This window comes from Saonia flava, from assembly GCF_011927795.1.
In the GTDB taxonomy this organism is placed as follows: Bacteria; Bacteroidota; Bacteroidia; order Flavobacteriales; family Flavobacteriaceae; genus Saonia; species Saonia flava.
In genome coordinates this window covers 150,228-163,643 of record NZ_JAATJJ010000001.1, presented here as the reverse complement: position 1 = coordinate 163,643, position 13,416 = coordinate 150,228, and the positions used below count along the sequence as shown (strand labels likewise).

10 protein-coding genes are annotated in these 13,416 nt (G+C 36.1%); 3 read left to right on the top strand and 7 right to left on the bottom strand.

What is annotated here, in order from left to right; all coding sequences use genetic code 11:
• Positions 1–171: 171 nt before the first annotated feature.
• Positions 172–2,478 (top strand): TolB family protein, encoded by a 2,307-nt coding sequence (locus GGR42_RS00765; protein WP_167959870.1) that lies wholly within the window; start codon positions 172–174, stop codon positions 2,476–2,478.
• A gap of 90 nt (positions 2,479–2,568) precedes the next feature.
• Here the strand turns inward: GGR42_RS00765 and GGR42_RS00760 are convergent, their stop codons facing one another.
• From GGR42_RS00760 to GGR42_RS00745, 4 genes are read right to left on the bottom strand one after another with little or no spacing between them, the layout of a single operon-like run.
• Positions 2,569–4,023: an oligosaccharide flippase family protein gene (locus tag GGR42_RS00760; RefSeq protein WP_167959868.1), complete on the bottom strand. Its 1,455-nt coding sequence runs from the start codon at positions 4,021–4,023 to the stop codon at positions 2,569–2,571.
• A complete protein-coding gene (locus tag GGR42_RS00755; protein WP_167959866.1) occupies positions 4,008–5,294 on the bottom strand; it encodes a glycosyltransferase family 4 protein in 1,287 nt (428 codons plus the stop codon). The genes GGR42_RS00760 and GGR42_RS00755 overlap by 16 nt, the downstream gene beginning before the upstream one ends.
• Position 5,295: 1 nt before the next feature.
• Positions 5,296–7,728 carry a YfhO family protein gene (locus GGR42_RS00750; RefSeq protein WP_167959864.1) on the bottom strand — a complete coding sequence of 811 codons (2,433 nt, stop codon included), beginning with the start codon at positions 7,726–7,728 and terminating at the stop codon, positions 5,296–5,298.
• Between the two features lie 21 nt (positions 7,729–7,749).
• Complete coding sequence (locus GGR42_RS00745; RefSeq protein ID WP_167959862.1) at positions 7,750–8,013, bottom strand: DUF4834 family protein; 264 nt, start codon at positions 8,011–8,013, stop codon at positions 7,750–7,752.
• A 112-nt stretch (positions 8,014–8,125) separates the two neighbouring features.
• On the opposite strand from GGR42_RS00745, the gene GGR42_RS00740 reads away from it, so the two are divergent.
• The gene (locus GGR42_RS00740; RefSeq protein ID WP_167959860.1) at positions 8,126–9,148 is read left to right on the top strand and encodes a transporter; all 1,023 of its coding nucleotides are present in this window, start codon (positions 8,126–8,128) and stop codon (positions 9,146–9,148) included.
• A gap of 87 nt (positions 9,149–9,235) precedes the next feature.
• Complete coding sequence (locus GGR42_RS00735) at positions 9,236–10,357, top strand: GNAT family N-acetyltransferase (RefSeq protein ID WP_167959858.1); 1,122 nt, start codon at positions 9,236–9,238, stop codon at positions 10,355–10,357.
• A gap of 24 nt (positions 10,358–10,381) precedes the next feature.
• On the opposite strand, the gene GGR42_RS00730 is transcribed toward GGR42_RS00735, so the two are convergent.
• The 3 genes from GGR42_RS00730 to GGR42_RS00720 all read right to left on the bottom strand — a co-directional run bounded on the left by GGR42_RS00730 (position 10,382) and on the right by GGR42_RS00720 (position 13,344).
• A complete protein-coding gene (locus GGR42_RS00730) occupies positions 10,382–10,753 on the bottom strand; it encodes a DUF2200 domain-containing protein (protein ID WP_167959856.1) in 372 nt (123 codons plus the stop codon).
• Positions 10,754–10,924: 171 nt separating this feature from the next.
• Complete coding sequence (locus tag GGR42_RS00725) at positions 10,925–12,184, bottom strand: aminotransferase class I/II-fold pyridoxal phosphate-dependent enzyme (RefSeq protein WP_167959854.1); 1,260 nt, start codon at positions 12,182–12,184, stop codon at positions 10,925–10,927.
• Between the two features lie 122 nt (positions 12,185–12,306).
• Positions 12,307–13,344 (bottom strand): PLP-dependent cysteine synthase family protein, encoded by a 1,038-nt coding sequence (locus GGR42_RS00720; RefSeq protein ID WP_167959852.1) that lies wholly within the window; start codon positions 13,342–13,344, stop codon positions 12,307–12,309.
• Positions 13,345–13,416: the final 72 nt, after the last annotated feature.

The window sequence follows — 13,416 nt, the reverse complement described above, 5'->3', positions numbered from 1 at the left end:
AAGTTCAATAATCTTAAGTGGCCCAATATGAGAACATTATTCATTACTCTGGTTTTATTGAAGGCAATAACCTTGTATGAATAAGAAACTAAACAAGGGAAAAAGTCTTTACAAAAAGGAAATAATATATAATGAAATGTATATCCATACGCTAGCAACAAATCATAAACAATGAAAAAAATTACCATACTCATTGCATTTTTTACAATCTTCGGAAGTATATCCCAAGCCCAAGAAAAAGTATTTTATTCCTCTTTTAGACCACAAGGATGGGACATTTATTTGTCTAAAGATGATGGAAAAAGCTTCTCTAAATTCACGGAACACGAAAGTTTGGATTACGATGCCAAAATTTCACCAGACGGAAAATGGGTAGTGTTTACCTCTGAACGAAATGGTCGTCCGCAATTGTTTCTTAAAAGTATTCAAGATGGCTCTAATCCAAGGCTTTTGGTAACAAGTAATTCCATGCAAGATCAAATGGACTTTTCACCCGACGGCGAATGGATGGCCTTTGTTTCTACTCACGAAGGCAACTCGGATATCTATAAATTACCTTTTTCACCTTTGGATACCTTGGATATTTCAGAGGCGGTCAACCTAACAAATAATAAAGGCGGGGATTTTAGACCAAAGTTTTCTAATGATGGGAAAAAAATTGCCTTTTCAAGTGATCGGGCACACGAAACCAAACCACTTCCGAGATTGGTTTTTACAATGCAACGAACAGGAGATATATATGTGATGAATGCAGATGGGTCCAGTACAAATAGACTTACAAATTCCAAGGATTGGGAAGGAAGCCCGGTTTGGTCCAAAGATGATAAAGAAATCCTTTATTATTCTGCCGATTATCTTTATAACAATGGCAATGAATCATTCAAACTATTTAAAATGTCAAATACTGGTGAGAACGCCAGGCAAATATCTCCCGATACTTATTCTTGTGTATCTCCTCTTATGAAATCTGATGGTAAAATTTTATTTACCAGTTTTATAGAAGAGCCTAATGGGTTTTCTATTCTTGGACTGGACCCAAAAACAAAGGAAATAGACTCCAGCTTGGTTCAACAAATGAATATGTTGAACGTAGACTACCATGATTCTGGTATAATGCTTTATCATGGTGGTGAAACACCTAAGCAAGAACCCACAAATATGGATGATTTTGTTGGCGATTTATTGGTTAAAAACAGCCCTCAAGTCATAAAAGATATACCAAACAAAACGCTTTCATTTTATGGCATTAGACGATCTTTTGCCGCACCAGCAACACCTGATGGAAAGATTGTTTATAGTGTTGCCAAAGCAAATAGTTTTCAGGAGGCCATAGCACCATTTGCCTATCCCGTCCTATTGCTACCATTACTTGCAATTGTTTGGTTGCTCTATGGAATCTACCAGAGTGTTAAGAAAAGAAAGACCATTTCCTTTTGGAAGCATCTCATTTTTTCTTTAGTGGCTGTTGTTGTTGTTGCGTTTTTGGTAAGAACTACCGACAATCAATTGTTCTTCAAGGTAATGCCCATTAGTACAGTAAAATCTTTTTTACTTGTGACGGCAACTGTGCTTTTAGTACTGGGCATATTGGCCTATTTCATGTATACTAAAAGAAGACAGTCACAGAAGCCCATTGCTTCGTTGTATAAGCTTTATACATTTATGTTCATTCCTTATGCGTTGGTTATTCTTTACGCAGGACTTATGTTGTCTTCATTTTTTAATACAGAAAAAGATTTTTATGCAGTAGATTACGCAGCAAATAAAATAGAGCACTTGTTCAACTTTCGGCCGGATAGTGGTTTTAACCCGCAGTTTTCTAATATAATAGACACCAAAGTTACTCCAGATGGTAAGTACCTTCAGTTTTCCGTAGGAGGTTTTAGAAGAAGCCCAGAAGCCAGGGGTTGTGTTTATCGCTACCACTTTGAAAACAAATCATTGGAACGTGTTACCGATTTGGAGAGCAATACTGGCTTTGCCGACTATTCTGAAGATAATAAAGTAATGGTTTTTAGAAGCGGAAGAACCGGCAATATGGATATATATGTTGAAGAAAATGGAACCACAACCAATATTACCAATAGCCCGGACAAGGAAACCTTCCCTGTAATCTCTTATGATGGCGATAAAATTGCTTATTGCTCGGACGTGAGTGGCATTGATAAAGATGGTACTGTAAAAACCATGGACATCTATTTAACTGAAAAGGTCAACAATGTATGGAGTGAACCAAAACAACTTACCACCTATTCGGGACAAGAGGGGCATCCGCATTTCTCTCCAAATGGTGAATGGTTGATCTATACCTCCGAAGAATTTGGAATTAATGATGAACAGCCATTAATACAGCCTTATATTTTCAGTCCTCAAATGTATGGTGAAATTACGGCGATAAGACTCGCAGATGGGGAGAAATTTAGATTAACACACAATAAGTGGGAAGATGGTGCACCGCTTTGGCTAAAAGAGAATTAATGTGAATACTAGCCAAAGTATATAAGCCCTTAAAAAGGTACAGAACCTCGCCATAAAGAAATCATAGCCTAGACCTTTTTTAAAGCAGAACTAGAACTTAAAAATCTTTTCCAATGCTCCAATGATGTCTTTGGATATTCTAAATCTATATAATGCCCCAACAAAAAGTAAAACCACCACAATGCTTTTTAAAGCTATGTTTATAAGGGCGTGGAAAGGAAGTTGCAAAAAATAAATTGGGATTCCTATAAGTAACAAAAGTCCCAACACTTGCATAGTTTCCCATGTAAAGGGTTGTGCTTTAAATTTCTTTTGTACATAGAATAATTTAGTGGTGTTAAAAATAACAATAGCGAAAAAAGTGGCCATAGCTGCTCCATTTAGGCCATATTGAGGAATAAGCCATAAATTTAAAACAATGGTCGATATAGCCAAGAAAACACCCAAGAACAGTACTGTTTTGTAGTGGTCAGAATTATACAAAATGGAATTATTGTTTCCCAACAAGGCATCATACACTTTTGCTAAACCAATTAAAAAAACAACAAAAAATCCTCCTCTATAGGCTTGGGGAACTAAGGTATATAAATCGGAAAGGTTTAAAATAATCAATACAAACAGAAGCCCAGAAACAATAAACAAGGTCAATGAACTTTTTTGGTAGAGTTCTTTTAACCCTATGCCATCCTTCTTGTTCATGAGTTCTGCTGTCAAAGGATAGGTGATTTGATGCATTGCCCTAGAAGGAACAACAATAACAGTGGCAATGAATATAGCAACACTGTAATATGCCACATTTTCAATTGCAATATATTGGTTTATCATAAAACGGTCAATCTCCAATACAATAACAGAAGCGGAAGCACCCAAAATAATAAAGGCACTGTACTTAATAATTTCAGAAGTGTTTTTGGGAAAAGTGAAATTTAGCTTAGGAAATTTTAAAGTATAAGCATAAAGCTTCATAATGATGGTACGTAATAAATAGACACAAACTAAAGCCATTAAAAAAACATCAACGGATATAATCTTAAAATAGACCAGGCATAACAAAACTGTGACACATATACGGGCAAAAACCTCTTTCATAAAATTCCCAAAAACAGATTTCATCTGTACCTTGGACCATGCATAAAAGACTTCAAAATAGGCCATGGCCAGACCTATTAAAAAAATGTACCACACATATCCTTTTACTATAGTGTTTTTTTTGGATAAAAAATCCCCAATCATTTCAAAACCAATATAAGTAAGTAGCGTACAAGGTATAATTATGGCAAGGGGCAATAACAGCATTAAAGTAAGAAAACCATCTTTATCTTTGGTATCTATAAAACTGCTAAAATATTTCACCAAGGTATTGGGAACTCCAAATGCCATTAGAGGCATTAGGATGGTTGCTGTTGACAACAGAACACCCACTAGTCCAAAATATTCATCCGTTAAGAAATTGGTATATAGAAATAGAATGTTGATGGCCCCGATACCAAAACCCAAATAGGTAATAAATGTGTTCCTAAAAGATTGTTTTAATACGATTCCCATGTAATATATTCGGCTAGTTTCCCTGTGAGTTCCCTTCTACTATATTGATTTATATTGGTTGAGGAAATAGTCAATTTTTGTCGTTGGTACTGCAAAAACCAGTCTAAAATTACACTTTTTAAATCTGATTCTGATTGATGCTTAAAAATTTGACCAGAATAAGTGTCTTCTACCATTTTAGCAACTTCCCAACCTTTTGGACCAACTCCCAAAATAGGCCGTTTTGCCGCCATATACTCGAACAATTTTCCAGGAATTATCCCTTTGGTTTCTTCTAAATCAATCTCAACCAACAATAACACCTGTGATGCCCGCTGAAGTTCCAAAGCTTTTTGATGATCTACATACCCTAAATAAGATGTATAGGATTCCAGACCTGCTTCTAAAATACTCTGCATAGTTTCTTTGCTCACCACCCCAGCAAATTGTAATTGTAACGACTCCTTAAAACCTTCTTTTTCATTGACCAACCCAGCCAACACCTTCCATAGGTTCTTTGGGTTCCTTCCACCTAATAAAGAGCCAATATGAGAGATGGTAAACTTACTATCCAATTGAATCCCTTTGTTATCAGCAGGTTCAAACCCATTGGTAATTACTTTAATTGATTTTTTAGTAATGGATTCAAACTCCTTTTTAGTTGTTTTGCTGGTTACGATTAGTTTATCTGCACTGGTAAGCACCAACCGTTCTAATTCCTTGTGTTTGTTTTGTGCAAATCGGGAGAGCTTCAATTTTTTATGATAACCAATAGAAGTCCATGGATCCCGAAAGTCTGCCAACCATTGAAGTTTCATCTTCTTTTTTAATCCTAAGCCAATAAGGTGCACAGAATGAGGGGGACCAGAAGTAATTATAGTGTTAATAACTTCTTTCTTCAATACTTTAATCAAAAACTTTATGGATGGTTTAACCCAGTATTTCCGTGCATCAGGAATAAAATAATTGCCGCGGACCCACAACATTGTTCTTTCCAAAAAAGATTGATCTTGAGTTTCTATAATTCCAGAGCTTATGCGCTTTGTTTTCTTTTTTGACAAAATATTGGCTAAACGATAAGGTTCAAAAATAGGTTGCCTATAAATAGTGATTCCCTCTGGAACTTCATTTAAAAAAGATTCATCGGTAATGGGATAGTTGGGGTTTTCTGGAATATATACAACTGGCTCTATATTAAATTCTCTAAGATATGTCACAAATTTCAACCATCGTTGAACTCCCGGACCCCCTGCGGGTGGCCAGTAATATGTTATGATGAGTACTTTTCGCATGTTATTCTTCCTCTTTCTTACGAGGGTGCCAAAAAGAAAATCCTATACCTCCTAAAACTCCCAATCCCAGTAAAATACAGCTTGCTAAAGTTATTTTACTCCCTGTTTCCACAACTTTTGGCTCAAACTTAAACTCAATCGTATGTTCGCCCTCTGGCAATCTTAATGCGCGTAACACATGGTTAATTTTAAAATGGGGTTTAAGGTTACCATTAACATAGGCATTCCAACCATTGGCATAATACATTTCCGAAAATACAGCAATCCCCACATAAGGATTGGTAGATTTATAAATTAAGTGATTGGGTTCATATTTTATTAATTCAATAGATGATGTAGAGTCCACTTTAAAATCGAACCTTCGAATATCTGGAAAAGCATTTGTATTTATGAGAGCTTCATTGGCCGTATCCAATCCATCCAATGCCAAGACTTCCTCATTGGCGCTTTTAACTTCCTTTAACTTTTTTACAAACCATGCATTACCATTTGCATCTGGATTAAATGCCGCACGGCTTCTACCCTCTTCATCTTGTTGAATTACGTACTTTACATTAAGCATGTTCAAAACACCAATCTTGTTTCGATACAAATAGAAATCAAATAAATCTTCCATGCCTCTGGGCCTAGCGGCATGATAACCACTAATGGATTTATGAAAATAGGCGGTTCTGGCCTGAAACCCTTCCGAGGGGTCAAACACTCTGTAATTAGAAGTATCACTTTGTATTTGCTGATCAACGGCTGTTATTTGAAACGGTTCTGTCATTCTTCTTTTTCGAACAAAATCCTCCCCATCAACATACCGCAAATCCACCCCAATTAAGTCGATTACTATGAGTAAGCCTACTCCTATAATAGCAATGTTTTTATTAATTTTTTCCTTAATGAACAGCCAAATAACAAAAGCTGCCAAGATAACATAGATAAGGGAACGAATGGTATCGCTAACATACACAGCTTCTCTATCCCGTTGTATCATGGTCATTAGTTCGTCACCAAAATACCCTCTGTATGTTTCATCGTTTATCCCCGAAAAATCGAACATACCCTTTAAAAGAAGTAAGGCAATACCCAAACCAGCCATGATTACAAAACTAATTTTCAAGGCGCTTACCTTATTTGCTTTCGGAATTTCTTGCTTAAATAATTTCACAAGAGCCAAAACGGCCAAAATGGGTACACAGAGTTCCAATACTATTTGGATGGAGGATACCGCCCTAAATTTATCGTACAATGGAAAGTAGTCTATCATGAAATCCGTAAGCAAACTAAAATTCTTTCCCCATGACAATATAAGGGACATAACTGTCCCAGCAAGAAGCCACCACTTGGACTTTCCCTTTACCAAAAACAATCCCATAATAAAGAGAAAGAAGATAATTGCACCTATATAGGCCGGAGCGGAAACACCAGGTTGGTCTCCCCAGTACAAGGGCAATCCGCTGGAAAATTCCAATGCCTTTGCTCTTGACAAACCTTGGCTTGTGAGATAATCGTATGCCTTTGACTTTGTTCCCAAATCTTCTTGATTACTGCCTCCAAAAAGTCTAGGTACAAATAAATCCAGTGATTCTGTGATTCCATAGCTATATTGGGTAATGTATTCCCTGCTCAATCCTTCGGTATTTTCTTTTGGTGAACCATCGGGGTTAATGGTAAGCTCCGTTTTCCCCCTTGTACTCCAATCTGCATATTCTTTAGTGGCCAATAAACTTGTGGCATTGGCACCAATACCAAGAACAACAGCTCCCAATAAAATACCAACAGAGATAAAAAAGTGTTTATATTCTTTGTTTTTTATGGCATAAATAAAGTAGACCGTTCCCAAGATTAAGACCAGCAGCATAAAGTAATAGGTCATTTGGTAATGATTAGCCACAACCTCCAGCGCCATGGCTATTGAAGTAAGTACAAAGCCCCACAAATATCGTTTTTGAAAGACGAGCAAGATTCCAGCTAAAACCATGGGCAAATATCCCAAAGCATGTGCTTTTGCATTGTGGCCTACACCAATTATAATGATTAAATACGTAGAAAAACCAAACGCTAAAGCCCCAAGAATGGCTAACCTAAAATCTACTTTTAGGCAACAAAGTAGTATGTAAAAACTAATGAGATATAAAAAAAGATAATCCGCAGGTCTTGGTAAAAAGCGAATAAGTCTATCCAGTTTCTTTACATAATTATGGGGGTAATTGGCCCCCAATTGATAAGTGGGCATACCGCCAAAAGCACTATTGGTCCAGTAGGGTTCCTCTCCTGTTTTGTTTTTAAAATCGGTCTGCTCTTTTGCCATTCCATTATATTGAACAATATCCGATTGCAAAATGACCTTTCCTTGCAGAACAGGATGGAAATACGCCAGTGCGGCTACAATAAAAAATACGACAACAAAAAAATGGGTGAATAAAGCTTTAAAGCCAGGTTTCATTGAGTTGATTTTACGCTAATATCAATCAATTTCTTCAAAATCTATATAATCTCCAACTTTTTTTGAAGAGTTGTTTTTTCTGGTTGGCTTTTTATCAATGATTACATCTCCTACTTGTTCTCCCTTGGGAGCATGTTCATTGGTGAATTTTTCAAAATTTTCTTTAAAATGTGCCTCGGTTTTTTTTGCGGCATAGCTAAAAAGTTTAGGCGCAAACAATCGAAAAAGCATTTTAAGCAAATAATATACTAATAGTAGTATTAAAAGCGTTTTTAGTACAACCATGAATTAGACTAGTTTCTATCAAAAATACAAATCTACCTTTGCAATACGAATGCAAAAGTCATAAAATAATACTAAAATAGCCTAAAACAGGCTGTTTTGCATCAATCAGAAAATGAAAAAAATAATTTCCTTCCTCCTGTTTTTACTTCCTATTGTGGTAGTTTCTCAATATACAGATGTTATAAATTCCAATCGGCCTGGGCAATCGGTAAGTGCCTATGCTGTTGGAAAAAGTGTATTACAGACAGAGGTGGGCTTTGTTTATGAGAATCAAGAACATACTGAGTTATTGACAAAAGTAAATCGTTTTGGTGGCGAAATGGCCATTAGATATGGTCTTTTGTTTGAAGAATTGGAACTCATTTGGGAAGGCACCTATGTGCATGAAAACAAGGATTATGAAAGTCTAGGTGAATATTATTCCAGAACAAATTTTACAAGGCACAGAGCTGGGTTAAAATTCTTGGTGTTTGATCCCTTTAAAAATCCAGAACGCAATAAGCCCAATTTACTTAGCTGGCGTGCCAACAATGTATTTCAACTAAAAAATCTTTTACCAGCCGTTTCCCTATATGGTGGAGCAACCTTTAACTTGGGAGACAACCCATTTTATCCAAGCGACCCAACTATTTCTTATAGGGGAATGATTGCAACACAAAGTAGATTAACCCCTCGGTTTGTATTGATTACCAATGTTGCCTATGATCGCATAGGGACAGAAGATCCTGAGTTAAGTTATATAATATCCATTACCCGTGCCTTAAGAAACCCTAAGTGGAGTGTTTTTCTGGAAAACCAAGGCATAAAAAGTGACCGCTACGGAGACATGATCATTAGAACGGGTATGGCACATCTGTTCAATGAACGTCTGCAGGCAGATGTTAATTTTGGAGGAAGTTTTAAAAACACGCCTTCCCGCTTTTTTGCATCAATAGGAGGTTCATATCGCTTCGATTTCCATAAAGACAAATTAGTTCCCATTGAAGATCAAAATGCTGATGAAAACGGTGGGGAAATAAGGAAAAATAGTATGAAAAAGAACAGTAAAAAAGGGCTGTTCGGTTCTTCTAAAAAGAAGAAAAAGAAAAAGGGTAAAAAGAAAAAACCTACCGATAATGGTGTGATAGATTTTTAGATTTATTTTAATTGATACTACAAAAAATACATTCCTGTTTTTTCTATTGATTTATATTGCTGATATTGGTCATTGAAAAATGAGCATATGATTACCCTTAAAGAAGCAGTCACAAAATCTGACTTAAAGAAGTTTGTTTCCTTTCCTTTTTCTTTGTACAAAGACTCACCTTATTGGGTTCCTCCCATTGTAAACGATGAACTGGAAACTTTTAATAAAGAAAAGAATCCCGCTTTTAAAGATGCGGATGCATGGTTTTTTCTTGCCTATAAGGGGAATGAAATTGTAGGTAGGGTGGCTGCAATCATCAATAAAATAGAAATTAACCGCCAAAAAGTAAGTAAAATGCGTTTTGGTTGGTTCGATTTCATTGATGATAGTGCTGTTTCTGAAGCACTACTAAAGAAAGTAGAAGAAATAGGAAGAGAACATACCTTAGAATTCATGGAAGGCCCCGTAGGATTTTCCAATCTTGACAAAGTTGGTGTTCTCACTGAAGGTTTTGATCATATAGGTACCATGATAACTTGGTACAATCACCCATACTATGCTTCACATTTTGAAAAATTGGGATTTGTTAAAGAGAAGGAATATATGGAAAATAAGTTTCCGTTTTCTAATGCCGACCCAAAGTTTTTTATGAAAGTAAATGACCTTATTAAAAAAAGGTATGGAGTAAAAGCCATTAATTTCACCAGTACAAAAGAGGTGATGCCCATGGCCGATAAAATGTTCGACCTTTTTAATGAGACCTATTCTGTTCTATCCTCTTTTGTTCCCATTACCGATATCCAAAAAGAGTATTTTAAAAAGAAATATATTAGTTTTATTAATCCAGAGTATATCAAATTCATTGTTGATAAGGAAGATAAACTAATAGCTTTTGGAATTGTAATGCCTTCTTTTTCTGAAGCTTTACAGAAAGCAAAAGGTAAACTATTTCCCTTTGGGATTTTTCATCTTTTAAAAGCAAAAAAACATAGTAAGGACGTTATTTTTTATTTGATTGGAGTGCATCCCGAGTATCAAAATAAGGGGATAACAGCTGTCATGTTCAATGAATATTATAAGACTTTCAAAGAAAAAGGAATAGACACCTGTATTAGGACTCCGGAGTTAGAGGATAACATTGCCATTAAGCAAATTTGGAAACATTTTGACCCGGTTATTCATAAGCGTAGGAGAACATATAGGAAAAACTTAGGTTAAACTCTCTGTTAGAAGCATTGTGTTTTAAACTGCTCCAACCCTTAAGATTTTCTCCATCTTACGCCCTTTAGCTAGTTCATCCACTAACTTGTCCAAATACCTTACCTTTTGGGTTAAAGGGTTTGTGATTTCTTCTACTCGATAACCACAGATTACACCCTTTATTAGACGAACGTTGGGGTTTAACAATGCATTCTGAAAAAAAATTTTAAATGTAACTTTATCATCGATTTGTTCCTGAAGCTTTTTTTCATCATAACCTGTTAGCCATTTAATGACCTGGTGTAATTCGTCCTTTGTTCTACCCTTCTTTTCAACCTTGGTGAGGTAATGCGGATATACCGAAGCAAATATCATTTGTTCAATACGCTCATCTTGACTTTTTAATGCGCTCATAACATGAATTTTATTATTAGGTACCCAAACTAGTCAACCTCTACAAACACTCTTTGTGATTGTTCTCCCTTTTTTTTCAAAATAAAATAGAGGTAGATATTGACAACAATGTATAAAAAATCCCAAACTCTAGAAATTAGAATTTGGGATATATTTTCAAAGTGTAGTTAGTTACTCACCCATTGCCGCAGCAACAGCTGCTGATAATCTTTTATATGTTCCATTTTCCAAACGTTCTCTAATTCCAGAGAAAGCATCTAAAGTAATGGCCACATCTTCTAAAGTATGAGTAGCCGTCGGTATTAATCGTAGCAAAATTAAACCTTTAGGAATTACCGGATAAACGACTATTGAACAGAAAATACCATAGTTTTCCCTTAAATCCTTTACAAGTGCCATAGCTTCCGGAATACTTCCATTTAAATATACCGGTGTAACACAACTACTTGTGGTACCAATATCGAAACCTCTCTCTTTAAGGCCGTTTTGTAATGCATTTACATTTTCCCATAGTTTCTCTTTAAGCTCTGGCATAGTTCTAAGCATATCCAATCTTTTCAAGGCTCCTTTCACATAAACCATAGGTAATGATTTAGCGAACATTTGAGAACGTAAGTTGTATTTTAAGTAGTCTATGATCTCTTTATCTGCAGCTACAAACGCTCCAATACCAGCCATAGACTTAGCGAAGGTCGCCAAATATACATCAATATCATCTTGCACTCCTTGCTCTTGCCCTGCTCCTGCTCCTGTTTCTCCAAGTGTTCCAAAACCATGGGCATCATCCACCAATAGCCTAAAATTGAATTTTTCTTTTAAAGCAACTATCTCCTTTAATTTGCCTTGTTCTCCACGCATACCAAAAACACCCTCAGAAATAACCAAAATTCCTCCACCGGTCTGTTCTGCCATTTTTGTGGCGCGTTCCAAATTCTTTTCCAAGCTTTCAACATCATTATGCATAAAAGTGAAACGTTTGCCCATATGCAAACGAACACCATCTATGATACAGGCATGTGCATCTACATCGTAAACAATAATATCATCTTTAGTAACCAGGGCGTCTATTACTGACATAAACCCTTGATAACCAAAGTTCAACAAATACGAAGATTCTTTACTTACGAAGTCGGCCAATTCTTGTTCCAACTGTTCGTGCAACTCCGTATGACCGCTCATCATACGAGCACCCATAGGATATGCCGCTCCATGTTCAGCTGCCGCATCTCCATCAACTTTTCTAATTTCCGGCAAGTTGGCAAGACCTAAATAATCATTGATACTCCATGTAATTACTTCCTTCCCTTGGAACTTCATTCTATTCGAAATTGGCCCTTCCAATTTGGGGAAAACAAAATATCCCTCTGCTTGTGAAGCCCATTTTCCCAATGGTCCTTTATTCTCAATAATTCTATCAAATAAGTCTTTCATCTAACCAAAAATTGATTTAACTGCAAAATTATGGATTTTTTGCTGGCATTCATAAATAATTTTGCTCAAAAAAAAAGCAATGGTCATTCTGACCATTGCTTAAATATACTATTCTACTTTGTTTATTTTACAAACTCTATTTTTTGCGCTTCTTCTGTCTTAGCATCAAAAAACCCTTGATTATTCATCCAATCATCACTGTATACCTTGCTCATATATCTAGAACCGTGATCTGGGAATATAACAACAACATTGCTGTTTTTATCAAATATTCCTTCTGCGTTTAATTGCTTTAATGCCTGCATGGCAGCACCGCTGGTATACCCAACAAACATTCCCTCACTTTTTGCAATCTCTCTTGCTGTATGGGCGCTTTCTTCATCGGTAACTTTTATGAATTCATCAATGACATCAAAATCCGTTGCGCCTGGAATTAAATTTTTTCCCAGACCTTCAATACGATATGGATAAATTTCCTCGGCATCAAACTCTCTGGTTTCATGATATTTCTTTAATACGGACCCAAAAGCATCAACGCCAATAATTTTAATACCTGGATTTTGTTCTTTTAAATATTTTGATGTTCCCGAAATAGTTCCACCAGTTCCGCTACAGGCTACTAAATGAGTAATGTTCCCATTTGTTTGTTCCCATATTTCCGGTCCAGTAGAATTATAATGAGCTTCCATGTTCAGCTCATTAAAATATTGATTGATATAGATTGAACCTTTTGTCTCTTCATGCAAACGTTTTGCTACCTGATAATAAGACCTTGGGTCGTCTGCGCTAACATGGGCTGGGCAAACGTATACCTTTGCACCCATTGCTCGTAACATATCTATCTTATCTTGGGAAGACTTAGAGCTAACAGCCAAAATACATTCATACCCTTTAATTATACTTACCATGGCAATACTAAAACCAGTATTCCCAGAGGTTGTCTCTATTATGGTGCTTCCTTCCTTTAAAATACCCTTACGCTCTGCTTCTTCAATAATGTAAGCCGCTATTCTATCTTTGGAGGAGTGACCTGGATTAAAGGCTTCAAATTTTGCATAAAAATTCCCTTCAAATGAGGAGGTAATTTTATTTAACTTGATTAAAGGAGTGTTTCCTATAAGCTCTAGGAGACTATTATAAGCATTGATTTTGGGTTCCATAAAGGATTGTCTAGTTAGGGGAATATGATTACAAGATATAAAACTGATAACAATATTCCAGCGACAAAATTA